We start from the raw sequence: 243 nt of genomic DNA, 5'->3' as shown, positions 1-243 counted from the left end.
GTGGCTGGTCGTCCTCTCAGACCAGCTACTGATCGATGCCTTGGTAGGCTTTTACCCTACCAACTAGCTAATCAGATATCGGCCGCTCCAGGAGCACAAGGCCTTGCGGTCCCCTGCTTTCATCCTTAGATCGTATGCGGTATTAGCGTAACTTTCGCTACGTTATCCCCCACTCCAGGGTACGTTCCGATATATTACTCACCCGTTCGCCACTCGCCGCCAGGTTGCCCCGCGCTGCCGTTC

1 rRNA gene is annotated in these 243 nt (G+C 56.0%); it reads right to left on the bottom strand.

The features are described from left to right. Positions 1 to 243, bottom strand: a 16S ribosomal RNA gene (locus GTP55_RS30540); the annotation flags it as partial.

This window comes from Duganella margarita, assembly GCF_009857535.1.
Taxonomy (GTDB): domain Bacteria; phylum Pseudomonadota; class Gammaproteobacteria; order Burkholderiales; family Burkholderiaceae_D; genus Rugamonas; species Rugamonas margarita.
The sequence above is the reverse complement of the archived record's forward strand: the minus strand, read 5'-3'. Positions and strand labels throughout refer to the sequence as shown.